The sequence below is a fragment of the Betaproteobacteria bacterium genome (assembly GCA_016720855.1).
Taxonomy (GTDB): domain Bacteria; phylum Pseudomonadota; class Gammaproteobacteria; order Burkholderiales; family Usitatibacteraceae; genus FEB-7.
In genome coordinates this window covers 380426-404291 of the sequence record JADKJU010000002.1, presented here as the reverse complement: position 1 = coordinate 404291, position 23866 = coordinate 380426, and the positions used below count along the sequence as shown (strand labels likewise).

Sequence of the window (23866 nt, the reverse complement as noted above, 5' to 3'; positions counted from 1 at the left end):
AGGCGGGGCTGTCAGCGGGACAACCTAATCTAGTCCCCGCCGGGCGGGGAAGTTCTTGAAGACATTATAGACGGCTGGGGGTTCCGGAGCCCTTCCGACAAAATGCTTTACACTCCTAGGACTTGTTGCTAGCATCTAAAGTAGATTCTTCGCAGTGGGTGCTAAGCCTCCACAATGCTTAAAGAAAAACTGTCGGACCAATTCGACTTCCTGAAGGCCAAGACGCCGCCGCTTATCGGCTGCGATATCAGCTCGTCTTCCGTGAAGATGGTCGAGATAGCGGAGGCGGGACGCAACGTCTACCGCGTCGAGCGATATGCGATCGAGCCCCTGCCCAAAGACACCGTGGTGGACGGCAACATCGCCAATATCGAGGCGGCTGGCGAGGCGATCAAGCGCGCGCACAAGAACCTCGGTTCGCGCATCAAGAACATCGCCATGGCCTTGCCTGCCGCCGCGGTGATCACCAAGAAGGTGATCCTTCCCGGCAACCAGCGTGATGAGGACATGGAAGTCCAGGTCCAGAGCGAAGCCAACCAGTACATTCCCTTCTCCCTCGACGAGGTGAACCTGGACTTCCAGGTCCTGGGTCCGGCACCGTCCGGCGAGGACGAGGTGGAGGTGATGATCGCGGCCTCCCGCAAGGAAAAGATAGAAGACCGGGTTGCCGCTGCCGAGGCCGCCGGCCTCAAGACGATCGTGATGGACGTCGAGTCCTATGCAGCCCAGAGCGCCTTCGAGCTGATTTGCGAGGGGTCGTCAGGCGTCAAGGAAAGCGACGTAACCGTCATCGTGGACATCGGGGCGACGGTCACCCGCGTTTCGGTCCTCCACAACGGACAGACGGTCTATTCGCGCGAGCAGCAGATCGGCGGCAACCAGCTGACCCAGGAAATCGCCCGCGCGTTCGATATGCCCCCCGAGGAGGCCGAGGCGGCCAAGCGCGTGGGAAGCCTTCCCGAGAACTTCGGCCCCGACGTGCTCGCGCCCTTCAATGAGAAGATCGTGCTGGAAATCCAGCGCGCCCTGCAGTTCTTCTTCACGTCGACCCAATTCAACAAGGTTGACCACATACTCCTGACCGGCGGCTGCGCAATGCTCGACGGGCTGGAGGAAATGGTTGCCCAGCGCACCCAGGTGCACACCGTGGTCGCGAACCCGTTCGCCAACATGGCCCTCTCCTCCAAGATCAAGCCAAGGCAGCTCACCATGGACGCCCCGTCCCTGATGGTCGCTTGCGGGCTCGCGATGCGGAGGTTCGACCCGTCATGATCCGCGTCAACCTGCTCCCCCATCGGGAAGAAAAACGAAAGCGCCGCCAGCAGCAGTTCGTGGTGCTCGGGGCACTGACGGCGATCCTCGGCCTCGTGATCGCGGGCGCGGTGTGGGTGTTCCTCGACCAACAGGTCGAGCAGCAGCGTGCGAACGTCGCCTACATGAAGACCGAGATCGGCAAGCTCGACAAGCAGATCGAGGAGATTCGCAAGATCCGCGAGGAAACCGCCTCCCTGCTCGCCAAGAAGCAGGTCGTCGAAGGCCTGCAGAGCAACCGCTCCGAACCCGTGCAGCTGCTCGACCAGTTGCTGCGCCAGCTCCCGGAAGGCATCTACCTCAAGCAGATCAAGCAGGCTGGCGCGAAGGTGAACATCCTCGGCTACGCGCAATCGAACGCCCGCGTGTCCACCCTCATGCGCAACCTCGGCGCCTCCCCGTACCTGGAAAATCCCGAGCTGGTCGAGATCAAGGCCGCCCTGCTGGACAACAACCCGAACAAGCGGGTCAATGAATTCAGCATGAACATTTCGATCAAGCGGGCCAAGGCAGAGGAAGGCAAGGGCGCCGCCTCGAAAGCCGCCGACGCGAAATCCGCGGGGGCGAAGAAATGAACCTGCTCGACGAACTCCGGACCCTCGACCCCAAGCAGCCGGGCAATTGGCCGTGGCCGATCAAGATCGGCGCACTCCTCCTCCTGTTCATCGCCATCGAGGTGGGCGCCTTCTTCCTGCTCTGGAAGGGCCAGAACGATGCCATCGAGGCCGGACGGGTCGAGGTGGACAAGCAGAAACAGACGTTCCTCGAGAAAAAGAAGCTCGCGGTGAACCTCGAGGCCTACAAGCAGCAGCGGGCCGAGATCGAGCAGTCCTTCGGCGCACTGCTCAAGCAGCTTCCGAACAAGAGCGAGATGGACGCGCTCCTCATCGACATCAATCAGGCCGGCCTCGGGCGCGGCCTCGCCTTCGAGCTCTTCAAGCCGAGCCAGACCGAGAACTTCACGGAGTTCTACGCGGAGCTGCCGGTGAACATCAAGGTGACGGGCAATTACCACGATCTCGGTGCCTTCACGAGCGACGTGGCGAAGATGCCGCGCATCGTCCTGCTGACCGACATCAAGATCGACCCGCCCAACAGGGAGGGAACGCTCTCCATGGAGGCCGTGGCGAAGACCTACCGCTACCTCGATGAGGAAGAGGTCTCCAAGCAGAAGAAGTCCGCCAAGGACAAGGCCGCCAAGGGAGCGAAGAAATGACGCGCTGGCTGCTACTTCCTGCCGCGGCACTCGTGGTCGCATCCTGCAGCTCGGAGATCGACGAGCTTCGGCAATTCGTGAAGGACTCCGAGAAGAGCCTGCCGCGAAAGATCGACCCGCTTCCGGCGGTGAAGCCGTTCGAACCGTTCACCTATGAGGGTTTCGACCTGCCGGATCCGTTCAAACCCCGCAAGATCACCTCCAAGGAGGCGGGCGCGGGGGGCATCGCACCCGACCTCAACCGGCGCAAGGAGCCGCTCGAGGCCTTCCCGCTCGAGCAACTGAAGATGGTCGGCACACTGCAGCAGGGCAATGACATGTTTGCCATCGTACGGGCGGAAAAGACTCTGTATCGCGTGAAGAAGGGTAACTACATGGGGCAGAACTTCGGCCTCATCACCGACATCACCGATGCCGAGATCAAGCTCAAGGAAATCGTTCAGGACAGCGCCGGGGACTGGGCGGAACGGCAGAGCGTCCTGCCGCTGCTCGAAGAGACCGGCAAAGGGGATAGAAAGTGACCTCCAATTTCTTCCGCATCCGAACCTACGGCGCGCTTTCGGCCGGCCTCATGGCGCTCGTGCTCGCCGCCCCGCTCGCCTGGGCACAGGGCGCGGCCAAGAATGTGGTCGAATCGATCAGCTTCTCCTCCATCCAGGGCGGCAAGATCCTGGTGAAGGTGGGCATGAAGGAGCCGCTCGCTGCCGCTCCCCAGAGCTTCGCGGTTACCAATCCCGCGCGCATCGCGATTGACCTTCCCGACACTTCCAGCGCCCTGGGCAAGACGCAGGTCGAGGCGGGTGAAGGCGACCTCAAGAGCGTCTCCGTGGTCCAGACGGCCAACCGCACGCGCCTCGTGATGAACCTCGCGCGCAGCCTGACGTACACGGCCACCCTGGATGGGAAGCTCCTGGTGGTCACGATCGACGGCTCGCAGGCCCCCGTGACCTCGACCCCTTCCGCCACGGACCGCCCCGGTGCAGCTGCCGTCGCAGCCGTGTTCGCCGAGGCGCCCCCGGGTTCGGTTCGCCAGAACATCCGCGACGTCGACTTCCGCCGCGGCAACGCCGGCGAAGGGCGAGTCATCGTGGACCTCTCCTCGGCCAACACAGGGATCGATATCCGCCTGCAGGGTCGGTCGGTCCTCATCGACTTCATCAACAGCTCGGTGCCGAAGAACCTCGTGCGCCGCCTCGATGTCGGTGACTTCGGGACGCCGGTTCGCTTCGTCGATACCTTCGAGCAGGGTGGCAACGCCCGCATGGTGATCGAGCCGCGTGGCATCTGGGAATACTCGGCCTACCAGACCGACACCCAGTTCATCCTCGAGGTTAAGCCGGTCAAGGAAGACCCGAACAAGCTCGTTCAAAGTTCGACTCCGGGATACTCGGGCGAGAAGCTCTCGCTGAACTTCCAGAACGTCGAGGTGCGCGCGGTCCTGCAAGTTATCGCCGACTTCACCGGGCTGAACATCATCACCAGCGACACGGTTGGCGGCAACCTCACGCTGCGCCTGAAGGACGTGCCGTGGGACCAGGCGCTCGATATCATCCTGCAGTCCAAGGGCCTGTCGAAGCGCAAGAACGGCAACGTCGTGCTCATCGCCCCGACCGACGAACTCGCCGCGAAGGAAAAGCTCGCGCTCGAGGCCAACGCCCAGATTTCCGACCTGGAGCCGCTGCGCACCGAATCGTTTGCGCTCTCGTACGCGAAAGCCGAGGACCTGAAGAAGCTCCTTTCCGACAAGGACCAGAAGATCCTGTCCAAGCGCGGCAGCGCGACCGTCGACGAGCGCACCAACACGCTGTTCGTCCAGGACACGGGTGCCCGCCTCGAGGAAGCCCGGCGACTCATCCAGCAGCTCGACGTCCCTGTTCGCCAGGTGATGATCGAGGCTCGAATCGTGATCGCCGACGACAAGTGGGGCCGGCAGCTCGGCGCCCGCTTCGGCACCCAGTCCGCATGGGGTTCGGGCAACCGCAACTACGGGGTGTCCGGCAGCCTCACGGACACGGTGCAGCCGCTTTCGAACAACCCGCTCTCCCGAGGCTCCTCGAACCTCACGAGCCCCGGATACACGCAGACCTACGACCGCGGTCCGCAGGGCAACATCCCGGCGGGCGGGCAACCCGAGCAGCTCAACGTGAACCTTCCGGTCGTGGGTGCCGCCGGCTCGCTGGCACTCTCGATCCTGAACCTGGGCAGCGGCAACCTCGTGAACATCGAGCTCTCCGCGCTCGAAGCGGACAACCGCGGCAAGGTCGTGTCGAGCCCGCGCGTGATCACTGCCGACAAGAAGAAGGCGGTCATCTCTCAGGGCACGGAAATCCCTTACCAGACCGCGGCCGCCAGCGGTGCGACGACCATCGCATTCAAGCCAGCGGTCCTCGAACTCGCGGTTACCCCGCGAATCACCCCCGACGACCGCATCATCATGGACCTCGAGGTGAAGAAGGATTCCGTGGGCCAGATCTACGCCAATATTCCTTCGATCGACACGAAGAAGGTCACCACGCAGGTCCTGTGCGACAACGGCGACACCATCGTGCTCGGCGGCATCTTCGAACAGACGACGCGAACCACGGTCGAGAAGGTTCCGCTCCTCGGCGACATTCCGCTGGTCGGCTACCTCTTCAAGCGCACGGTCAAGGTGGACGACAAGACCGAACTCCTGATCTTTGTGACGCCCAAGATCGTGAAGGACACTCTTACGGTCCGTTGACACGCCTTCTTGCCGTGAAAAGCCCCGGTTCCGCCGGGGCTTTTCTTTTCTGCGCTATCCTTGCGGCGGGATACATCGAATGGATTCGGGCAATATCTTTCTGGTCGGAATGATGGGCGCCGGCAAGACTACCGTCGGCAAGGCGCTCGCACGCCGCATCGGCCGTATTTTCGTCGACTGCGACCGGGAGATCGTCGAGCGCACCGGAGTGCCTATCGCCACTATTTTCGAAATCGAGGGCGAGGCCGGATTCCGGTGCCGCGAAACCGCAGTTCTGGCCGAGCTCGCAGATCGGCAGGGAATTGTCGTCGCCACAGGTGGCGGCGCGGTGCTGGCCGGCGAGAACCGGCGCCTGATGCACGAAAGGGGGACCGTGGTCTACCTTAGCGCGGCCCTCGATCACCTGCACGAACGCACGCGCCGCGATTTGGCCAGGCCGCTGCTTGCCAAGGGCGATCGTCGAGCCACGCTGGCGGCATTGCTCGAGGCGCGCGATCCCCTGTACCGCGAGGTCGCCCATATCACAGTGGAAAGCAGCGCTGCCAGCCCCGGCTCGCTCGCCGGACGGATCGCAGAAGCGCTGGAAGCACGCGCGCAACACCCCGAGGCCGCGTCCAGATGACCTATCGCACGCTCACTGTAGGTCTCGGGAGGCGCAGCTACCCCATCCACATCGGGCCGGGGCTCATCGGGCAGTCCGCCCTGTTCGCAGTACACCTGCGCTCCGCACGGACGGCGGTAATCACGAACGAGACGGTCGCTCCGCTCTATGCCGATGCGGTGGAGAACTCGCTTGCAACCTGCGGAGCGCACTACTTTCGTATTGTGATTCCTGACGGAGAAGCGCAAAAGCGCTGGGAAACCCTCGATCGCGTCTACGGCGAACTGCTTCGCGCGCAAGCGGACCGCGGGACGGTCATCGTCGCAGTCGGGGGGGGCGTCGTGGGAGACCTCGCCGGATTTGCCGCCGCCACCTACCAGCGCGGCGTGCCGTTCATCCAGGTCCCGACGACGCTCCTGGCCCAGGTGGACTCGTCCGTGGGCGGCAAGACGGCGGTGAACCATCCGCTCGGGAAGAACATGATCGGCGCCTTTCACCAGCCGCTCGCCGTGATCGCCGACACCAGGACTCTCGACACCCTGCCCGACCGCGAACTCGCCGCGGGCCTAGCGGAGGTGATCAAGTACGGTGCGATCCGCGACATGGCGTTCTTCGAATGGCTCGAGAGCAATGTTGATCGGTTGCGGGCGCGCAATCCGGACGCTCTGGCGTACGCCATTGGCCGCTCCTGCGAGATCAAGGCCGAAATCGTCGCGCTGGACGAGCGCGAGGCCGGCCCTCGCGCGATCCTGAATCTCGGCCACACGTTCGGCCATGCCATCGAGACCCTCGAGGGATACGGCGTCTGGCTGCACGGCGAAGCGGTGGCTGCCGGGATGATGATGGCCGCCCGCCTGTCTGCGCGTCTGGGCAGGCTGCCGGACGCACAGGTTCGCCGCCTCGAAGCATTGATCCGAAGCGCCGGCCTGCCCGTCGAGCCCCCCAGGCTTGCGGTGGATGCCTGGCTCGATGCCATGGGGCGCGACAAGAAGAACGAGTCGGGTCGCATCACGCTCATCCTGCTCGATGGCCTGGGCGCAGCCGCCATCGAGAAAGGCGTGCCGGCGATCGAACTGCAGGCATCCCTCTCCGGATACTAGGTCGACCCTGCGTCGCGCTCCAGGCGCTTCAGGAACACCCGCATCTCCCGAGCAGCCTGCTTGTCCCCTTTCGATTCCGCCGCTGCGATCCCCCGGCGAAAAGATTCGGCCGCCTGCGCGCAGTCGCCGGCCTCGAGAGCCTTCCCCAGGAGCTTCCACGCGGCCGAGTAGCCTGGATCGAATGCGAGCGCCTCCCGCAGGTGCCTCGCGGCGATATCCCTGTGACCAGCCTTGAGGTATTCCGCGCCCAACCCGAAGCGAAGAAGTGCCCCGTCCTTGCCCATGGCAAGCAGCGCTTCCAGTCGTTCGATAATGGCCATCGTCGTTGCCTCCGGGTGCGCGGGCAGGCCGAGCAGGATGACGGTATCATCGACCCCGGCGCAATTCCTGCCCTGCGTTCGTCTTGCCCCCGGAAAAAAGAGGAGCTCCTTCCATGCCGCGCATCCTGAGACTCGCGTTAGCCGCGTTCGTCATTCTGGGCCTTCCCGTCCTCGCGCCCGCCAAGGAGCGCGAAGTGTCGATCGGGCTCCAGGCCGCCATCACGTCGATGGATCCCCACTATCACAACTTGACGCCCAACAACTCCATGATGCTGCATGTGTTCGAGCCGCTCATCCAGCGCGACGCGAACCAGAAGCTCGTGCCCGGCCTCGCGACCTCCTGGAAAGCGGTGGACGATCTCACCTGGGAGTTCAAGCTGCGCAAGAATGTGCGCTTCCACGACGGTTCGCCCTTCACGGCGCAGGACGTCGTGTTCACGCTCAAGCGCGTCCCCAATGTGCCCAACAGCCCCTCCTCCTTCGCAACCTTCACCAAGCCGATCATCGACGTGAAGGTGATCGACCCGCACACGATCGTCTTCAAGACTGCTACACCCCACGTGCTGCTGCCGAGTGACCTCGCGTCCGTCCTGATCATCTCGAAAGTCAGCGGTGAGAAGGTCGCCACCGAGGACTTCAACTCCGGCAAGGCCGCAATCGGAACGGGCCCATACAAGTTCGCGGAGTACGTGCCCAACCAGCGCGTGGTGCTCAAGGCCAACTACGGTTACTGGGGTGGCGAAGAACCCTGGGACAAGGTCACGTTCAAGATCCTCACCAATCCGGCGGCGCGCGTTGCGGCTCTGCTCTCCGGCGACGTGCAGCTGATCGAGACCGTGCCCACTGCGGACATCGCGAAGCTCGGCAAGGACCCGAAATACATCCTTTCCGACAAGGTGTCCAACCGCGTGATCTACGTGCACGTCAACCAGAGCACCGACAAATCCCCGCCGTTCGTCACCGACAAGGCCGGCAAGCCCCTCGAGAAGAATCCCTTCCGCGACACGCGGGTGAGAAAGGCGCTCTCGATCGGCATCAACCGCGACGCGATCGTGAACCGCGTGATGGAGGGAAAGGCGGTTGCGGCTTCGCAACTGCTTCCCGACTTCTTCTACGGAACGAGCAAGAAGCTCAAGCCGGCCAAATACGATCCCGAAGGCGCAAAGAAGCTTCTCGCCGAGGCGGGCTATCCCGGCGGGTTCTCGCTCACCATCCATGGTCCCAACAACCGCTACATCAACGACGACAAGGTGGCGCAGGCAATCGCCCAGTTCTACTCGCGCATCGGCATCGACGCCAAGGTGGAAACCATGCCCTCGGCCGTCTATTTCACGCGCGCGACCAAGCTCGAATTCGGCTACATGGTGCTTGGCTGGGGCACGGAGTCCGGCGAGCAGGGCTCGGCCCTGCGCTCGCTCCTGGCGACTTTCGACCGGGACAAGGGCATGGGCGTAACCAATCGCGGGCGCTACTCGAATCCCGAGTTCGACAAGGTGCTCGCGAGCGCGCTGGTAACGATGGACGACAAGAAGCGGGAGGCGCTCATCCAGCAGGCTGCGGAGATCGCGATGAACGACACCGGGCTCATCCCGATCCACTACGAGGTGAGCACGTGGGCCACCGCCAGGAGCCATCGCTACGCGGCCCGGACTGACCAGTACACCCTCGCCACGGGGCTCAAGCCCGCGAACTAGGCGGCGCATCCCGAGACCGGGCACCGCAGAGCAGGCCAGTCCCTTCGCCCTCATGCTCGCATTCGCCATTCGACGCTTCGGGCAGAGCCTGTTCGTGCTCGTGCTGATGTCATTCATCGTGTTCGTCGGGGTGTACGCGATTGGCAACCCCATGGAACTGCTTGTAAACCCCCAGGCCGACGAGGCCGAGCGTATCCGCGCTACCGCCGCGCTCGGCCTGGACAAGCCGTTCCTCGAACAATACTGGGTGTTCCTCAAGGGAGCAGCGAGCGGTGACCTGGGCAAGTCCTTCGTATTCAACGTGCCGGCCCTGTCGCTGATCCTCGACAAGCTCCCCGCGACCATCGAACTCGCTTTCGTCGCAATGGTGATGGCCATCCTTCTCGGCATCCCCCTCGGCCTCGTGGCCGGACTCAATCCCGACTCGTTCATCGGGCGCGGGATCATGGCCGGGTCCATCCTCGGCTTCAGCCTGCCCACATTCTGGGTGGGGCTCGTCCTCATCATGGTCTTCTCCGTGCAACTCGGCTGGCTGCCGTCGAACGGACGCGGCGAAACCGTGTCGATTGCCGGCCTTTCGGTGAGCTTCCTCACCGCCGACGGTCTTTCACACCTGGCAATGCCGGCCCTTAACCTCGCGCTCTTCAAGCTCTCGCTCCTCATCCGGCTTACAAGAGCCGGGACACGCGAGGCCGTACTTCAGGATTACGTGAAGTTCGCTCGCGCCAAGGGCCTCACGCAAAGTCGCGTGATCGGCGTCCACGTACTGAAGAACATCCTAATCCCGATCGTCACCGTGATCGGCCTCGAACTGGGTTCCGTAATCGCCTTTGCCATCGTGACGGAGTCGATCTTCGCGTGGCCCGGGACGGGAAAATTGCTGATCGACTCGATCAACCAGCTCGATCGTCCGGTCATCGTCGCCTACCTGCTCGTGATCGTGGCTCTCTTCATCGTCATCAATTTCGCGGTCGACGTCCTCTACTCGATGCTCGATCCGCGCGTCCGCCTTGGCGGCGCGTCCGCCTCCCGCTGACATGGCGCCACGAGTCGACAGTCCGTGGGCCCTCTTCCGGACAGACTTCGCGGAAAGCCGACTGGCGATGGCGGGCCTGGCACTCCTGGTCGTCATCCTGGTGGTCGGCATTCTTGCCCCCTTCATCTCGCCGCAGAATCCCTACGACCTCGCGCAGCTGGATGTGATGGACTCGAAGCTCGCGCCAGGAGAGAAATCCGCGGACGGCAGGACTTTCTGGCTCGGCACGGACGATCAGGGCCGCGATATGTTGTCGGGCATCTTCTACGGCCTGCGCATTTCCCTCGGCGTTGGTGTGGCGAGCACCGTGTTCGCGCTCGCGATCGGCCTGGTGCTGGGCCTGACGGCGGCCTATTTCGGCGGTTGGGTGGACACGCTCGTCATGCGGATCGTCGATATCCAGCTCTCATTCCCCGCAATTCTCATCGCCCTCGTCCTGCTCGCGGTGCTCGGACAGGGCGTGGACAAGATCATCGTCGCATTGGTCACTGTCCAGTGGGCCTACTATGCGCGCACGGTGCGATCGTCCGCACTGGTGGAGCGGCAGAAGGAATACATCGAGGCTGCGCGTGTGCTGGCCCTCGGCCAGGTGCGCGTGGTGTTCCGGCACCTGCTGCCCAACTGCCTGCCGCCGCTCATCGTCGTGGCAACGGTGCAGGTCGCGCATGCGATCGCGCTGGAGGCCACGCTTTCGTTCCTGGGACTGGGCTTGCCGATCACGGAGCCCTCGCTGGGCCTACTCATCTCGAACGGGTTCCAGTACCTCCTGTCGGGCAAGTACTGGATCAGCTTCTACCCCGGCATCGCGCTGCTTCTCACGATCATGGCCATCAACCTCGTGGCCGACCAGCTGCGCGACATCCTCAATCCGAGGTTGCGCAAGTGAGCGGCGCACCCTTGCTGCAGGTCGATGGCCTGCGGATGCACTTCTTCACCAAGGCAGGCGTCGTGAAGGCAGTGGACGATGTGAGCTTCAGCGTCGGTCGCGGCGAGATTCTCGGCCTCGTGGGCGAGTCGGGGTCGGGCAAGTCGATGACAGGCTACTCGATCCTCGGCCTGGTCGACCCGCCCGGACGAATCATCGAGGGCAGAATCGTCTTCGACGGGACAGACCTCACGCGGCTCGACGCCGCGCATTGGCGTGCGATCCGGGGCAATCGCATCGCGATGATCTTCCAGGACCCGATGATGACGCTGAATCCGGTCCTTCGGATCGACACCCAGATCATCGAGGCCGTCCAGGCGCATGCCGACGTATCCCGCGAAAGCGCGCTGACGCGTGCGCGCGCGGCGCTGGTGCGGGTCGGCATCGCTTCCCCTGACGAGCGCCTGAGGGCCTACCCACACCAGTTCTCGGGCGGCATGCGCCAGCGCGTGGCAATCGCGATCGCGCTCGTCAACGGGCCCGACCTCATCATCGCCGACGAGCCCACGACAGCGCTCGACGTCACGATCCAGGGCCAGATCCTCTTCGAAATGCAGAAGGTATGCCGTGAAAGCGGTGCGGCTCTCATCTGGATCACGCACGACCTGTCGGTGATCGCGGGGCTCGCTGACAAGGTTTGCGTGATGTATGCCGGGCGATTCGTCGAATCCGGCACGGTCGCGGACATACTCGATCGGCCGCTTCATCCGTACACGCGCGGACTCATCGATTCGGTGCCGAGCCGAAACGAACGCGGGCGTCCCCTTCGCCAGATACCCGGCATGACCCCATCGCTGCTTTCACTGGGGCCGGGATGCCCGTTTCGCGACCGCTGCTCGTCCGCCACGGGGGCCTGCGCGGAAAGCCCGGCCGTCACGGAGCGCTCTCCTGGCCGGCGGCTGCGCTGCTTTCATCCGGCGGCATGAAACCCGCCGACGTCACCATGTCCCCTCTTCTCGAGTTGCGCGGGGTCTCGAAGCGCTTTTCCACGCGCCCCGATTTCGCCTCGCGCATCGCCTCTCGTCTGGGCGCCCCGGCCAGGGAACAGGAGGTTCACGCCCTCGATGGTGTGGACCTGGCCATCAACGCGGGAGAGGTTGTCGGCCTCGTTGGCGAATCCGGTTGCGGCAAATCCACGCTTGGCCGCATCGTGGCGAGAATTCTCGAACCCAGCGAGGGCGAGCGGCGCTGGAGGGGACGGCCCTATTCGGACTACGAGAATCCGGCATCGCGAACCGAACGGCTCGCGGTTCAGATGATTTTTCAGGACCCGTTCGCCTCTCTCAACCCGCGCATGCGAATCACGGACCTGATCGGGGAAGCGCCCGTCGTCCATGGCCTCGTTGCCCCCGGGGACCGAGAGGCCTATGTCGCCGAAATCATGCGGCGCGTGGGGTTGGACGCGACCCTCGCCCGCCGCTTTCCGCACCAGTTCTCGGGCGGGCAGCGCAGCCGCATCGGGATCGCCCGCGCGCTTGCAGTGAAGCCGCGCTTTCTCGTCTGCGACGAGGCGGTTGCCGCACTCGACGTCTCCATCCAGGCGCAGGTCCTGAACCTTTTCATCCGCCTGCGGGAAGAGTTCGGCCTGACCTATCTCTTCATCAGCCACGACCTCGGCGTCGTGCGTCACCTCTCCGATCGCGTCGTGATCATGTATCTCGGTCGGATCGTCGAAGAGGCGCCCGCGCAGGAGGTGTTCGAGCGTGCCAACCACCCCTACACGCAGGCGCTTCTCGCCGAGATCCCCAGGCTCGAGGCGACAAAGCGCGCCTACATCCCGGTCAAGGGCGAGATTCCCTCGCCACTCGATCCCCCCCGCGGCTGCCACTTTCATCCCAGGTGCCCGCATTCAACCCCCCGCTGCCAGGTCGAGGCGCCGCGGCTGCGGCAGATCTCTGCGGGCCATCTTTCCGCCTGTCACCTCAACGACAAACCATGATCCAACATTTCGCCTACCGTCGCATCGCCCCCGCCGTCGATCCCGTACCTGTAGTCCTCGATTCACCCCACAGCGGAACCACGTATCCAGAGGATTTCCAGCCGGCCGTTCCCATGAATGCCCTGCGCAAGGCAGAGGATGCCTTCGTGGATGAACTCTATGCCTGCGGACCGCGGCATGGCGCCATGCTCATCGCCGCACGATTTCCGCGCTCCTACATCGACCCGAACCGCTCCTTCCTCGACATCGACTCCTCGCTCCTCGACGCGCCGTGGCCGGGGCCCGCGGCAGCAACCCGGAAAACCGAACTCGGCATCGGACTCATCTGGCGCGTGCTCGACACCGGGGAAGCGATCTACGCCCGAAAGCTTTCCGTCGAAGAGGTGCGGCGCCGCATCGCCGACTTCCACCAGCCTTACCAGAAGGCGGTCAAGGACGCGCTTGACACGGCCCACGCCCACTTCGGATCCGTGTGGCACCTCAATTGCCATTCCATGCCGGCGTTGAGCAGCGCAATATCTGAGGAGGGCCCCGGAAAGCCCCGCGCCGACTTCGTCCTCGGCGACCGGGACGGCACAACGTGCGAGCCGGGCTTTACGGCTCTCGTCAAAGCCGTGCTATCGGACATGGGGTACGACGTGAAGGTGAACGATCCTTACAAGGGCGTTGAGCTGGTGCGCGCCTTCTCCGATTCGCAGGCGGGGCGGCACAGCCTGCAGGTCGAAGTGAACAGAAGGCTCTACATGGACGAGCATACGGGTGAAAAGACTCCCGGCTATGCGCGACTCGCGCGCGATATCGAACGCATGGTGAAAGCGGTGTGCGCTTACGCAGCCGAGCGCGGGTCGCATCACTGCCATGGTCATCTCGATCACGAACATTGCGGGCACGACCACGGACATGGCCACCATCATGATCATGGCCACTCCCATGTGCACGACCACACCCACGACCATCCGCCCGAGAAGAACGGCCACTAACCGCCATGAAAAATATCGCAGTCGAACTGATCGCCCCCAATATCGATGCCCATCGCCAATCCTCCACCGGCGTCGACTTCGTCCACAGATTCGACAGCGGCCTTCCAGGTCCCCACGTGATGGTGAACGCCATCACTCATGGAAACGAGATCTGCGGCGCGATTGCCGTCGACCGCCTGCTTCGCATGGGAGTTCGCCCCGTCCAGGGAACGCTCACCTTGTCTTTCGCCAACATCGACGCGTTTTCACGATTCGATCCTCGGCGCCCGTACGCCACGCGCTTCGTCGACGAGGATTTCAACCGCGTCTGGAACGTGGCGACGCTGGACGGTCCGCGCGACAGCACAGAGCTGCGCCGCGCTCGCGCGCTGCGCCCGTTCGTCGAGGCGGCTGACCTCCTGCTCGACATCCACTCGATGCTCGAACCCGGTCCGCCCGTGATGATCTGCGGGCCGCTCGAAAAGGGAATCCGGTTCGCATTCGACGTCGCCATTCCGGCGGATATCGTGAGCGACGAGGGCCATGCCAACGGGACGCGGATGCGCGACTTCGGGGAGTTCGGCGAACCCTCAAGTCAGAAAAACGCGCTGCTGGTCGAGTGCGGCCAGCACTGGGAGCGCGCCGCCGAGCAAGTTGCATGGCAGACAACCTGGCGATTCCTGCGCCTATCGGGAGTGGTGGATCTGGAAATTTCCGATCGCGAAATCGCGGCCGAAGCCCCTGCGCCGCAGCGGCTGGTACGCGTCACGGAGGCGGTCGTCGCCCGCACACCGGAATTCCGATTTGCCAGCGAATTCTCGGGAATGGAGGTCGTGGCGCGAAAAGGCGATGTCATCGCCTACGATGGCGGCGAAGCGGTACTCGCCCCCTACGACAATTGCGTGCTGGTGATGCCCGTACCCAACAATGTGAAGACAGGTCTCACCGCGGTTCGGTTGGGCCGCATCGTGCCGCGGTAGGCAGGTTCACGCGACGGGATCCTCGCCCCGCGACGAGGGCCTGATCCCGAGTTGCTTCAGCTTCCGGTACAGGTGCGTGCGCTCGAGCCCTACGCGATCGGCTACGCGCGACATGTTGCCGTCTTCGCGCCGGATCTGGTGCATGAAGTACTGCCGCTCGAATTGCTCGCGCGCCTCCCTTTAGCGGCATGTCCAGCGAGATCCCGACCTCCGTCGGAGGCTGATCGCGGGGCAGCAGGGAGAATTCCTTCGCGACGCGTGAGACATCATCGCCGCCGATCTCCGGACCCAGCGCGGTAAGGGCGAGCGTCTTCACCGCGTTCTGCAGCACTGGGAGATTGCCGTGCCAATCGAGGTTGCGCAGCGCGTTCTGCGCCCCCACGGTCAGCGTCCGGAGCGGTACCTCGTTCGCGTCCACGAGCAAGGTAAGCACACTCGTGGCAAGGTCCGGGACGTCCTCGGTGTGTTCGGCGATCGACGGCACGCGAATCGTGAGTCCCGAGAGCTGATGGTAGAGGGCAGGATCAAAGCTTCCCTCCTCCGCCATGCTCGCGAGTGCACCCGATGCGGCGCAAACGAGGCGCACGTTGAACTTCTCCAGCTTGGCAACCAGTTGGGCCAGGCCTTTCTGCTCGGGCTTGCCGAGACGGCAAAGCTCCTGGATGAATAGCGTCCCGTCCTTAGCCTCATTGAGCGGACCGAACGGATTGGAGACAAGCCACTCGGTATCCTCCGGCGCCACCCACGGCGTGTTCGACAGGTGCAGGTGGCGCGCGGCAATTTCAAACCCGCATCCCCGCTCACCGACCAGAAGCACCGGTGTGCGAAGCCGGCTCACCTGGTCCAGCCGCTGGCGCAGCTCCTGCACGATGCGCGCCTTTCCCAGCTGCAGCATGGTGAGGCCGGCACGCGGCAACGCTCGACCTCCGGCAAGGGCCTTGCCCACGGTGGCGAGCAACTTCGGCAAGCTGATCGGCTTCTCGAGGAAATCGAAGGCGCCGATGCGAGTGGCCTCGACCGCCGAGTCGATCGTTCCGTGCCCTGACATCATCACGACCGGCATGGTAAGGAGCCCGGACCCCGCCCATTCCTTCAGCAGCGTGATTCCGTCGGTGTCCGGCATCCAGATGTCGAGCAACACGAGATCCGGACGCATCTCCTTGCGCAGGTTTCGGGCAGTCTGTGCGTTCTCCGCAAGCCGCACTCCGTAGCCTTCGTCCCGCAGGATCTCGAAGAGAAGTTCGCGGATGCCGACTTCGTCATCCACGACCATGATCTGGTTGGCCGACATCAAGGGTCCGGCACCTAGGCCGCTTCGCGCAGGGGCAGGACGATGCTCACGTGTGCGCCGTGGGGTTTCACGTTCTCGACGACGATGTGGCCATGGTGTTCGTCGATGATCTTCTTCACGATCGCCAGCCCGAGGCCCGTGCCCTTGAGCTTGGTGGTGACGTAAGGCTCGAAGATGCGGCCCAGGACGGAGTCGGCGATCCCGGCGCCATTGTCGCGAACGGATAGCGTGATGCCTTCGTTCGCAAACGAGGAACTCACGACAATGCGCGGCTGCGCCTCGCCCGCCAGCGCGTCGATCGCGTTCTGGATGAGGTTGTGGAGCACCTGCCGCAGGAGCGCCGCGTCGGCCGCCACGTTCGGCAGGTTTTCGGCCAGCTGCGGCTCGATGGGCACTCCCATCGATTCGTAAAGCACGAGCACTTCGCGCACCAGGTCGTTCAGGGAAACCTGCTCCGCGGTCATCCTCGAGGCACGCGCGTACTGGCTGAAGTCATCCACCATGCCCTTGAGGGCCGTCACCTGGTTGACGATGGTGCCTGTGGCCCGCTTGAGCACCGCTGCATCCTGGTCGTGCAGCTTCATGTGCAGCTTGTGCTGGAGACGCTCGGCCGAAAGCTGGATCGGCGTAAGCGGGTTCTTGATTTCGTGAGCCAGGCGTCGGGCGACCTCGCCCCAGGCTGCATCCCGTTGCGCCTGTGCGAGGTGCGTGATGTCGTCGAAGACGACGACATAGCCCGTATCCCCCCGAGTCGTGAGGCGCGTGCCGCGTACGAGCAGCGTGCGTGCTCCATCGTGGCGGCGGTAGTCGAGCTGCTGTTCCCATTGGCGGCTGGAGGCCGAGGAAAACTGCTTGAGGACGATTTCTGCAAACGGCGACACGCTGGCCACGTGGGTGGTCCAGTCCTGCAGCTTGAGCCCGTGGAAGGCGCCGGCTGGAATGCCCAGGATGTCGTACGCCGTGGCATTGACCGTCTTCAGGTAGTGGCGCTCGTCGAAAGTGAGCACGCCGGAGGTCAGGTTCGAAAGAATGCTCTCCAGGTAGGTCTTGGCATTCTCGAGTTGCTGCTGGTTTCTTTCCATCGCCTCGGTCGCGTCCGCGATCTGGCGAGTCATCGTATTGAATGACTGGGTAAGGATACCGAATTCATCTCTGCTGCGCACCGGATTCAGGCGGGAATAGTCTCCCTTTGCGATGGCGCGCGTAGCTTCGGCCAGCGCCGACAGCGGGGCCGAAAGACGCTCGGAAAGCAGGAACGCCAGTGCGATGGAGGAAAACAGCGTCAGGAGCATCGCCAGCGTGAGAGTAAGGCCGAAGATGCGCTTCAGCCCGACGCGAGCCAGCGTAAGTTCCTGATAATCACGCCAACCTTGGTCGACGACACGCGCATCCTGAGCCACGGCGGTGGGAACGCGCTGCAGGACCTGGAGGATGCGGATGTCCTCGGCAATCGTGAGGACGTTGACCGGCACGATTACGCGCAGGAAGAGGCCGCGCTCCGGTATCGACTCGACCGAGCGCACCGGCTGCTGGGCCCGGACCTGGCGAAGCAGGTTTGCCCCGGGCAGGTCCGGTTGCAGCGAGGTGGCTTCCGTCCCCGCGTAGGCGATCACCTTGCCGCGGTGGTTGAGAAGAGTGGCCTCTTCCACGCCGTACTGCTCGCGAAGGCGGCTGAGCGTCGCGGGTTCTACCGCCTGGGCGGTAGCCAGCGATTGCGCCATGCCCCCGGCCTTCTGGCCGAGTTCGCGCAGCGAACTATCCAGCGTGCTTCGCGCAAGGTTGAGTCCACCCTCGAGCGCCTTGTCCATCCGAACGTCGAACCATGACTCGATGGAGCTTTGGAGAAACTGGAACGAGATCGCGTACACGAGGCCTCCCGGAACGAGGGCCATCAGGGCGAACACGACCATGAGGCGAAGCGTGAGCTTGGAGCCGAAGACGCGCTCCTTGAGCTTGCGCCGCAGCACGAACAGCTGGTAGCCGATGAGGAACATCAGACCCAGCGAAAGCAACCCGCCGAGGCCGAGCAGGGCGGGGTAGTTCTGGGTGAAGAGGGCGGTGTTCGACGAGGCCTGCGACATCAGGTAGACGAGGCCTGCGCCCGTCACCACGCACAGGAAAATCAACGGCCTCATGGATGGACGATCCACCGATACCAGTCCGAGGCGAGGTTCCAGTCGCGCGAGGCGACCGCGTTGAGTTGGAAGGGTTTGGGCAGTTGCGTCGTGTCAAGCCGCATGCGAATGGCGGCCTGATATTCGTCCTGCTTGCGAAGCGCCCCGCTGTCCGCGACGGGCCAGCCGCGCACGCGCGAAAGGGCGCTCACGACTTCTTCGAAGCGGGTGAAGTTCTGGTAGGCGCTGCCGGCGGAAAGCCGGTACTGACGAAGCAGGGGCGTGTAGGTGATCTTGTACGTCTGCGACAGCTGAACCGGTTTCTCGTCGAACCAGTACCAACGCGGCTTGGACAGCTCGAACTCGACCACGAAATAGAGGGCCACGCCGCGGTTCACCGCTTCCTCGAGGCCGGGACTGAAGCGAACATCGAATTCCGCGTCGAGTCGATAGCCGCCGGAACCCGATTCGACCATCGCTCGAATCGGCACGATACCCTCGGCGCGCGCCGGCGCCGCACCGACGAATGCCTGAATCGCCAGCAGCAACGTCCCCAGCAAGAGTCGCCAAGGCGCTCTAGCACTTTTCGAAAAGGGCGTAGAAAAAGCCATCGTGATCGTCGTCGGGCCTGATCCGGCCGCCTTCAGGCGTGCCGGGCTGGAGTTGTACAACGCGCGCATCCGGCTGCCGGGCGAGAAACGCCTCCACCGTGGATTCGTTTTCTTCCCGGAAAACAGAGCAGGTTGCGTAAAGCAATTTACCACTAGTCTCAAGGACTTGCCATACACCATTGAGAAGCTGCCCCTGCTGGGCCGCCAGTTTCGGGAGGTCAGACGGGCGCCGGTTCCAACGGATGTCAGGATGGCGCCGCACCACTCCCGAGGCGCTGCAGGGCGCATCGAGCAAGACACGCTGGAAAGGGCGTCCGTCCCACCACGAGTGCGGGTCGCCTACATCCGCGTTGCCGATTGTCGCGCGGGCGCCCAGGCGCTCCAGGTTTTCGCGAATCCGGGCCAGGCGAGCTGCATCGCTGTCGAGGGCAAGGACCTCGACGTCGGCAAGTTCCAGCAAGTGACCCGTCTTGCCCCCAGGGGCGGCACAGGCGTCGAGCACGCGCTGGCCGTCGGCGACTTCCAGCAACCGGGCGGCCCATTGGGCACCGGCATCCTGGACGCTTGCCAGACCTTCGGAAAACCCGGGGACCTCCGCCACGGGCCGAGGGGGATCGATGCGAACCGCCATGTCGCCCAAGGCACGTGCGCTGATTCCTTCCTCCCCTAGGCGCTCGAGGTATTGCGTGACCGTCGTGCGCCTGCGGTTGACCCGCAGGGTCATCGGAGGGTGGAGATTTTCCGTCGCGACGACCTGCTCCCATGTCGCCGGATACTCTTCTCGCAGTTTTTGCACCCACCAGGCCGGAAAGCCGAAACGGACCTCCGGGGTAGCCCACGCGTCGCGGCCGAGGTCTTGCCGCCGCCGAAGGAAATTGCGCAGGACCGCGTTCACCAGGCCGCGCGCGGCGGGTTGGCCCAGACGCTCTGCCGCGCGCACGGCGTGGTCCACGACTGCATAGGGCTTGGCACGGGTAAACTGGAGTTGCGTGAGGCCGACCAGGAGAAGGCTGCGCAACTCGCTGTGGCGCACCGGCGTGAGCAGCAATTCACCGAGCTGCGCCTCGAGAAGCCCGAGCGAGCGCAAGCCCTCATAGCAAATATCCCGTACCGCAGCCCGCTCACTGGCGCTCAATGACGGATATCGGCGAAACGTCTGTTCGAACGCCATGGATAGCGTACGGCCAGCGAAGGTATCGCTGAGTATGGTGGAAGCGCAGAGCTGGACGTCTAGCACGGATATTCAGGGACCACTGCCCAACTCGCAGGCAGAACGATCAGCGTGTGCTTGCACCAGGAGCAATCGCATTGAGTCTCGCGATGCGCTCGCCGGTATCGGGGTGCGTGCTGAAGAGGCCCGCAATCCCTCTGCCCGAAAGGGGATTCATAATCATCATCTGGGCTGTCGCGGGATTGGCCTCGGCGGGCGCCAAAGGGATGCCCTGGGAAAATCGGTGAATCTTTTCCAACGCCGCGGCGAGGGCACGGGGCTCTCCACTGATCTCGGCGCCACCTCGGTCTGCCTCGAACTCCCGGGCGCGCGAGATGGCGAACTGGATCAGCATCGCCGCAACGGGGGCCACGATCATCACGAGGATCGAGACGACGGGGTTTGCTGGCCGCCCCTCTTCGTTGCGGCCTCCGAAGAATATCCCGAACTGGGCAAGGGAGGAGATCGCGCCGGCGACCGTCGCCGAGATCGTCGAAATGAGAATGTCGCGGTGCTTCACGTGCGCGAGCTCATGGGCCATCACGCCACGCAGTTCGCGTTCCGTCAGTACTCTCATGATGCCAGTCGTCGCCGCGACTGCGGCATTCTCCGGATTGCGCCCCGTGGCGAACGCATTGGGCTGGTCCTCGTCAATCAGGTACACACGCGGCATGGGGATCTGCGCACGATCGGCAAGTTCCCTGACCATCCGGTAAAAGGCCGGGGAAGTGCTTTCATCCACCTCCCGCGCGTTGTACATGCGGAGGACCACCTTGTCCGAGAACCAGTAAGCCCACAGGTTCATCGCGCCTGCGACCACAAGGGCAATGATCATCCCTTGAGCGCCTCCGAGCAGCGCCCCGGCCGTGCCGAAGAGCGCCACGATCGCCGCCATGAGGAGCGAAGTCTTCACCCAGTTGCCAAGCATGGTTCCGGTTCCTCGAATCAGGGGACCGCGAGATCGCGGCAGCTGCTAGATGCCTTCGGCTGGCAGGAATTCAAGCGTTCCCGTTCGCGTTGGAGCCCAACCGGGTACCCGGGAGCATCGGGCGGCCCCTCAGGAACTCTGCCGCTGCCATTCGCCGTGAACCGGGGCGCTGTATGACAGTAAGCGCTAACGCGCCTTTGCCGCAGGCAATCAAGGGGCGCCCGTGATCGAAGTCGATTACCGTGCCCGGAATACCGCTTGCCACGATCGGCTCGACCTCCCAGATCTTGAGGGTTTCCCCGTCGAGAATCGTCTCGGCTCCCGGAAAGGGGTTGAAAGCGCGCACCTGGCGATCTAGCACAGTCGCATCAAGCTGCCAGTCCAGCACCGCTTCGGGCTTGTTGATCTTCGCTGCGTAGGTCACGCCAGCAGCGTCCTGATGGCGCGGGGAAAGCTCATCGAGTCGGCTGAGTGCTTCAACGATGGTCTCGGCTCCCAGCCTGGAAAGTTTGTCGGTCAGGGTCCCCGCCGTGTCCACAGCCAGAATCGGAACGCGACGCTCGATCAGTACAGCGCCCGTATCAAGGCCGGATTCCATGGCCATGATTGCCACCCCTGTTTCAACGTCACCCGCCTGAATTGCCCGCTGGATCGGGGCCGCCCCGCGCCACCTTGGCAATAACGATGCATGGATATTAAAGCAGCCCCTCTTGGGAATAGTTAGCACTGACTTTGGCAGAATGAGGCCATAGGCCGCGACCACCATGATATCGGGGCTCAGAGACTCGATCATAGCTTTGGCCTCTGCCGTCTTGAGTGATGCGGGCTTCGCGACTTCGAGGCGAAGCGTGCCAGCCAAATCCGCTACCGCACTGGGCTTGGGCTTGAGGCCGCGTCCGGATGGGCGATCCGGCTGCGTGAGGACGAGCGCGATTTCGTGCCCTGCGGCGTGGAGTGCCTGAAGGGCTTGTGCGGCGAAAGGAGGGGTGCCGGCGAAAACGAGACGCAAGCGGAAGCTAGGCTGCCTTCCGCTGGCGCTTCTTGAGCTTGGCGCGGATGCGGTTCTGCTTGAGTTCCGAAAGGTGCTCCACGAAGACCTTGCCCTGCAGGTGATCCATCTCGTGCTGGATACAGGTGGCCAGGAGCCCGGAAGCATTGAGAGTGAAGCGCGAACCGCACTCATCCAGCGCCGTGACGGTCACGCTGTCCGCACGCTCGACGCTCTCATAAACTCCCGGCACCGAAAGGCAGCCTTCCTGGTTGAGCGCGAGCCCCTCCCGACGGATGATCTCCGGGTTGATGAACACCCGCAGGTCGGAGTGGTCCGGGCCCACGTCGATGACGATCACCTGTTGGTGAACGTTGACTTGTGTCGCGGCGAGCCCCACGCCGTCAGCCTCATGCATGGTTTCAGCCATGTCAGAGACAAGCTTGCGCGTGTTCGCATCGATCTTCTCGACCCGAGCTGCCGGCAGGTGCAGTCTCGGGTCAGGGTATTGGAGGATCTCGAGAATGGCCATAAATGCTTGCGAATAGAACAGATTAAGCGCAGAATTTACCGCACTACTTGAAAAAGAAGTCGTAACCTTTTTCAGAATATGGGTCCTGTGCCCATATCCCAAAGAGAGAGCCGCGATGCGAAAGCTCATTATAGCGTTAGTCGTCGCTTCGGCCAGTTTGGTTCCGGGCTGGGCGTTGTCACAGGCCACCGCCACGGCGGCTGCAACGATGGGCGATCTGCAGGCCGACGCCCCCTCGGAGTACACGGTCCAGAAGGGCGACACGCTCTGGGCAATTTCCGGCAAGTTCCTCAAGGAGCCCTGGAAATGGCCGGAGATCTGGCAGATGAATCGGGAACAGATCAAGAACCCGCACCTCATCTATCCCGGCGACATCATCCGACTCGACCGGTCAGGCGCGACTCCCAGCCTTTCGCTTATCGCCGGCGGCGCCATTGCCGAGGGTAATGTGGTTCGGCTCCAGCCTCGCACCCGGATCGAATCGTTGAGCACGGCCGTGCCCAGCATCCCGGGCAGCGCCATCGGGCCCTTCCTTACCCAACCCTTGATCATCGAGGCAGACGGCCTTGATTCATTCCCGCGGATCGTTGCCACCGAAGAAGAGCGCGTGATCGTGGGCACGGGAAGCCTGGCTTACGTAAACGGCCTGCGTTCGGGCGACCCCATCAACTGGCAGATATTCCGCCAGGGTGAGGCGCTGATAGACCCCGACACCCGAGAACTGCTCGGCTACGAGGCCATCCACGTCGGGGACGCCAAGGTCAAGCGATTTGGCTCGCCGAGCACGGTGGAGGTCGTTCGAGCCAAGCAGGAGATAAACCAGGAAGATCGGCTGATGCCCGTTCGCGAGGCGACCTTTCCCTCCTATGTTCCCCGTGCCCCGGACAAGCCCATCAAGGGCGTAATCCTCTCCGGGCGCGGTGGAGTCACGGACTTCGCCCAGTTCGGGATTGTCGCCATCAACCGCGGCTCGCGCGACGGCCTCGAAGTCGGCCATGTGCTCGCGACGATGCGCAAGGGGAACGTGATCACGCGCACCGGGCGACCGCCGTTGATCACCGAATTGATCGCCTGGGACGCGCTCGGCATGTCGCTTGCCAGCATCGATATCAAGCCTAATCCGGTCGTTCCGGATACCGTCGTCGCCTCCTCCGATCCTTCGTCCGCACCCATCAGCAGTTCGTCGCAGCCGATTACCGTTCTGCCCGATGAGCGTAGCGGTTTGCTGTTCATCTTCCGCACGTTCGAAAAGGTGTCTTACGGCATGATCCTGAAGAGCGTGAAGCCCATCTCGGTCGGAGATGTCGTGCAAACGCCCTGACCGGCACCAAGCATCAGGCGGGATCAAGTGGGGGCTGAAGCCCCCACTTTCATTTTCGGCCACGTCAG

The 23866-nt window shown here is 63.5% G+C and carries 22 protein-coding genes and 1 pseudogene; 15 read left to right on the top strand and 8 right to left on the bottom strand.

From position 1 onward, the window contains the following. Positions 1–174 precede the first annotated feature (174 nt). From IPP91_09005 to aroB, 7 genes are all read left to right on the top strand, one after another. The gene (locus IPP91_09005; GenBank protein MBL0142205.1) at positions 175–1272 is read left to right on the top strand and encodes a pilus assembly protein PilM; all 1098 of its coding nucleotides are present in this window, start codon (positions 175–177) and stop codon (positions 1270–1272) included. Continuing rightward, positions 1269–1886 carry a PilN domain-containing protein gene (locus IPP91_09000; protein MBL0142204.1) on the top strand — a complete coding sequence of 206 codons (618 nt, stop codon included), beginning with the start codon at positions 1269–1271 and terminating at the stop codon, positions 1884–1886. Before IPP91_09005 ends, IPP91_09000 begins: the two co-directional genes overlap by 4 nt. Next, entirely contained in the window at positions 1883–2527 is a 645-nt protein-coding gene (locus IPP91_08995) for a type 4a pilus biogenesis protein PilO (protein ID MBL0142203.1), read from the top strand. The genes IPP91_09000 and IPP91_08995 overlap by 4 nt, the downstream gene beginning before the upstream one ends. Then, positions 2524–3048, top strand: coding sequence for a pilus assembly protein PilP (locus IPP91_08990; protein ID MBL0142202.1), 525 nt, complete (start codon positions 2524–2526; stop codon positions 3046–3048). The genes IPP91_08995 and IPP91_08990 overlap by 4 nt, the downstream gene beginning before the upstream one ends. Positions 3049–3098: 50 nt before the next feature. Then, positions 3099–5249, top strand: a complete 2151-nt coding sequence (locus tag IPP91_08985) for a type IV pilus secretin PilQ (GenBank protein ID MBL0142201.1) — start codon at positions 3099–3101, stop codon at positions 5247–5249. Positions 5250–5328: 79 nt separating this feature from the next. Next, positions 5329–5871, top strand: a complete 543-nt coding sequence (locus IPP91_08980) for a shikimate kinase (protein ID MBL0142200.1) — start codon at positions 5329–5331, stop codon at positions 5869–5871. Then, entirely contained in the window at positions 5868–6950 is a 1083-nt protein-coding gene (gene aroB / locus IPP91_08975) for a 3-dehydroquinate synthase (protein ID MBL0142199.1), read from the top strand. Before IPP91_08980 ends, aroB begins: the two co-directional genes overlap by 4 nt. Here the strand turns inward: aroB and IPP91_08970 are convergent. After that, a complete protein-coding gene (locus IPP91_08970) occupies positions 6947–7270 on the bottom strand; it encodes a hypothetical protein (protein MBL0142198.1) in 324 nt (107 codons plus the stop codon). The genes aroB and IPP91_08970 overlap by 4 nt on opposite strands. 113 nt (positions 7271–7383) lie before the next feature. Between IPP91_08970 and IPP91_08965 the strand changes: the two genes are divergently transcribed. The 7 genes from IPP91_08965 to IPP91_08935 are packed head-to-tail and all read left to right on the top strand — an operon-like array spanning position 7384 to position 14803. After that, positions 7384–8964 (top strand): ABC transporter substrate-binding protein, encoded by a 1581-nt coding sequence (locus tag IPP91_08965; GenBank protein MBL0142197.1) that lies wholly within the window; start codon positions 7384–7386, stop codon positions 8962–8964. A gap of 52 nt (positions 8965–9016) precedes the next feature. After that, complete coding sequence (locus tag IPP91_08960; GenBank protein MBL0142196.1) at positions 9017–10000, top strand: ABC transporter permease; 984 nt, start codon at positions 9017–9019, stop codon at positions 9998–10000. A 1-nt stretch (position 10001) separates the two neighbouring features. Next, complete coding sequence (locus tag IPP91_08955; GenBank protein MBL0142195.1) at positions 10002–10886, top strand: ABC transporter permease; 885 nt, start codon at positions 10002–10004, stop codon at positions 10884–10886. A 35-nt stretch (positions 10887–10921) separates the two neighbouring features. After that, a complete protein-coding gene (locus IPP91_08950; GenBank protein ID MBL0142194.1) occupies positions 10922–11851 on the top strand; it encodes an ABC transporter ATP-binding protein in 930 nt (309 codons plus the stop codon). Between the two features lie 17 nt (positions 11852–11868). Next, a complete protein-coding gene (locus IPP91_08945; GenBank protein ID MBL0142193.1) occupies positions 11869–12864 on the top strand; it encodes an ATP-binding cassette domain-containing protein in 996 nt (331 codons plus the stop codon). Next, the gene (locus IPP91_08940) at positions 12861–13844 is read left to right on the top strand and encodes an N-formylglutamate amidohydrolase (GenBank protein ID MBL0142192.1); all 984 of its coding nucleotides are present in this window, start codon (positions 12861–12863) and stop codon (positions 13842–13844) included. The genes IPP91_08945 and IPP91_08940 overlap by 4 nt, the downstream gene beginning before the upstream one ends. A gap of 5 nt (positions 13845–13849) precedes the next feature. After that, positions 13850–14803, top strand: coding sequence for a succinylglutamate desuccinylase/aspartoacylase family protein (locus IPP91_08935; GenBank protein MBL0142191.1), 954 nt, complete (start codon positions 13850–13852; stop codon positions 14801–14803). Between the two features lie 6 nt (positions 14804–14809). Here the strand turns inward: IPP91_08935 and IPP91_08930 are convergent. The 7 genes and pseudogenes from IPP91_08930 to def form a co-directional block, all read right to left on the bottom strand. Further along, a pseudogene (locus tag IPP91_08930) lies at positions 14810–16094 on the bottom strand (sigma-54-dependent Fis family transcriptional regulator). Positions 16095–16108: 14 nt separating this feature from the next. Then, positions 16109–18229 (bottom strand): HAMP domain-containing protein, encoded by a 2121-nt coding sequence (locus IPP91_08925; protein ID MBL0142190.1) that lies wholly within the window; start codon positions 18227–18229, stop codon positions 16109–16111. Then, positions 18226–18756, bottom strand: coding sequence for a DUF4390 domain-containing protein (locus IPP91_08920; GenBank protein ID MBL0142189.1), 531 nt, complete (start codon positions 18754–18756; stop codon positions 18226–18228). The genes IPP91_08925 and IPP91_08920 overlap by 4 nt, the downstream gene beginning before the upstream one ends. Before the next feature lie 28 nt (positions 18757–18784). Then, positions 18785–20056: a 16S rRNA (cytosine(967)-C(5))-methyltransferase RsmB gene (gene rsmB, locus IPP91_08915; GenBank protein MBL0142188.1), complete on the bottom strand. Its 1272-nt coding sequence runs from the start codon at positions 20054–20056 to the stop codon at positions 18785–18787. A gap of 40 nt (positions 20057–20096) precedes the next feature. Continuing rightward, entirely contained in the window at positions 20097–20957 is an 861-nt protein-coding gene (gene htpX, locus IPP91_08910) for a zinc metalloprotease HtpX (protein ID MBL0142187.1), read from the bottom strand. 70 nt (positions 20958–21027) lie between these two features. Then, a complete protein-coding gene (locus IPP91_08905; GenBank protein MBL0142186.1) occupies positions 21028–21966 on the bottom strand; it encodes a methionyl-tRNA formyltransferase in 939 nt (312 codons plus the stop codon). A 7-nt stretch (positions 21967–21973) separates the two neighbouring features. Beyond that, the gene (gene def / locus IPP91_08900; GenBank protein ID MBL0142185.1) at positions 21974–22477 is read right to left on the bottom strand and encodes a peptide deformylase; all 504 of its coding nucleotides are present in this window, start codon (positions 22475–22477) and stop codon (positions 21974–21976) included. A 115-nt stretch (positions 22478–22592) separates the two neighbouring features. Here def and IPP91_08895 point away from each other — a divergent pair, with 115 nt between their 5' ends. Then, entirely contained in the window at positions 22593–23798 is a 1206-nt protein-coding gene (locus IPP91_08895; protein MBL0142184.1) for a LysM peptidoglycan-binding domain-containing protein, read from the top strand. Positions 23799–23866 lie beyond the last annotated feature (68 nt).

Excerpts from the sequence above, each read along its gene's own strand:
- IPP91_09005 (MBL0142205.1), top strand. The coding sequence starts at position 175 with ATGCTTAAAGAAAAACTGTCGGACCAATTCGACTTCCTGAAGGCCAAG.
- IPP91_09000 (MBL0142204.1), top strand. The coding sequence starts at position 1,269 with ATGATCCGCGTCAACCTGCTCCCCCATCGGGAAGAAAAACGAAAGCGC.
- IPP91_08995 (MBL0142203.1), top strand. The coding sequence starts at position 1,883 with ATGAACCTGCTCGACGAACTCCGGACCCTCGACCCCAAGCAGCCGGGC.
- IPP91_08990 (MBL0142202.1), top strand. The coding sequence starts at position 2,524 with ATGACGCGCTGGCTGCTACTTCCTGCCGCGGCACTCGTGGTCGCATCC.
- IPP91_08985 (MBL0142201.1), top strand. The coding sequence starts at position 3,099 with ATGGCGCTCGTGCTCGCCGCCCCGCTCGCCTGGGCACAGGGCGCGGCC.
- IPP91_08980 (MBL0142200.1), top strand. The coding sequence starts at position 5,329 with ATGGATTCGGGCAATATCTTTCTGGTCGGAATGATGGGCGCCGGCAAG.
- aroB (MBL0142199.1), top strand. The coding sequence starts at position 5,868 with ATGACCTATCGCACGCTCACTGTAGGTCTCGGGAGGCGCAGCTACCCC.
- IPP91_08970 (MBL0142198.1), bottom strand. The coding sequence starts at position 7,270 with ATGGCCATTATCGAACGACTGGAAGCGCTGCTTGCCATGGGCAAGGAC.
- IPP91_08965 (MBL0142197.1), top strand. The coding sequence starts at position 7,384 with ATGCCGCGCATCCTGAGACTCGCGTTAGCCGCGTTCGTCATTCTGGGC.
- IPP91_08960 (MBL0142196.1), top strand. The coding sequence starts at position 9,017 with ATGCTCGCATTCGCCATTCGACGCTTCGGGCAGAGCCTGTTCGTGCTC.
- IPP91_08955 (MBL0142195.1), top strand. The coding sequence starts at position 10,002 with ATGGCGCCACGAGTCGACAGTCCGTGGGCCCTCTTCCGGACAGACTTC.
- IPP91_08950 (MBL0142194.1), top strand. The coding sequence starts at position 10,922 with ATGCACTTCTTCACCAAGGCAGGCGTCGTGAAGGCAGTGGACGATGTG.
- IPP91_08945 (MBL0142193.1), top strand. The coding sequence starts at position 11,869 with ATGTCCCCTCTTCTCGAGTTGCGCGGGGTCTCGAAGCGCTTTTCCACG.
- IPP91_08940 (MBL0142192.1), top strand. The coding sequence starts at position 12,861 with ATGATCCAACATTTCGCCTACCGTCGCATCGCCCCCGCCGTCGATCCC.
- IPP91_08935 (MBL0142191.1), top strand. The coding sequence starts at position 13,850 with ATGAAAAATATCGCAGTCGAACTGATCGCCCCCAATATCGATGCCCAT.
- IPP91_08925 (MBL0142190.1), bottom strand. The coding sequence starts at position 18,229 with ATGAGGCCGTTGATTTTCCTGTGCGTGGTGACGGGCGCAGGCCTCGTC.
- htpX (MBL0142187.1), bottom strand. The coding sequence starts at position 20,957 with ATGCTTGGCAACTGGGTGAAGACTTCGCTCCTCATGGCGGCGATCGTG.
- def (MBL0142185.1), bottom strand. The coding sequence starts at position 22,477 with ATGGCCATTCTCGAGATCCTCCAATACCCTGACCCGAGACTGCACCTG.
- IPP91_08895 (MBL0142184.1), top strand. The coding sequence starts at position 22,593 with ATGCGAAAGCTCATTATAGCGTTAGTCGTCGCTTCGGCCAGTTTGGTT.